The organism is Alteromonas alvinellae, from assembly GCF_902705805.1.
Genome location: NZ_CACSIH010000206.1, coordinates 1 through 790 on the forward strand (window position 1 = coordinate 1; position 790 = coordinate 790).

Below are 790 nucleotides of genomic sequence, written 5' to 3' on the forward strand. Positions count from 1 at the left end.
GTATAGCAACAATTTAGCAGAACATAGCCTATCAATTTTAAGACGGCGAGGCTGGCCCAACAGGTACACTACCATCTTACCTAGATCTTCATTTTGAATCAGGTTAATGAGTACGTGTCTGTCATAATTTAAACCTATAGCAAAAAAGCAAGACTAACCTAGCTTTCAACTGCCTTGAACAAACATACGTATTCAGCTTCCAAAAAACATTTTTGTAAAAAAGTTGTATTTTGGTTAAAAAACAAACTAAAAACTAGTAGACATTACTCACAATAACCTGTACCTTTCGCATCGCTCTAGATATGTTATTTGCTTTACCTATTACTGCGCTGTACCTCTTTTTTAAATCTTTCAAATTGAAGTTTTATATAGATATACAACTGCTTTACTAGCTTGGAGATGTCTATAGCTATTCGGTGGCTTCCACCATTACATCAATTTTTTTAAAAGGTTTTTATTATGTCTAATTCTGTAAACGGTACAGTTAAGTGGTTCAACGAAGAAAAAGGTTTTGGTTTTATCACTCCTGAAGCTGGCGGCAAAGACGTATTCGTACATTTCCGTTCAATTGCTTCTGACGGTTTCAAAACGTTGAAAGAAGGCCAAGAAGTTAGCTTCGAAGTTGAACAAGGCCAAAAAGGTCCACAAGCTGCTAACGTAGTAGTTCGATAAGACCTCTAAGCTTATCAAAGGTCATTTCTCTTTTCTGAAGTGACCTCATAAAATATGGGCTCTTTCTGAAACTTAGTGTTCACGCAAGAGCGGCGTTTTTCAAGGTAGTTGTCGCCTG

At 36.7% G+C, this 790-nt stretch carries 1 protein-coding gene; it reads left to right on the forward strand.

The window, feature by feature from the left end:
- Positions 1-459 precede the first annotated feature (459 nt).
- Positions 460-672, forward strand: a complete 213-nt coding sequence (gene cspE / locus ACX5KA_RS15410; RefSeq protein WP_014948776.1) for a transcription antiterminator/RNA stability regulator CspE — start codon at positions 460-462, stop codon at positions 670-672.
- Positions 673-790: the final 118 nt, after the last annotated feature.

Excerpts from the sequence above, each read along its gene's own strand:
- cspE (WP_014948776.1), top strand. The coding sequence starts at position 460 with ATGTCTAATTCTGTAAACGGTACAGTTAAGTGGTTCAACGAAGAAAAA.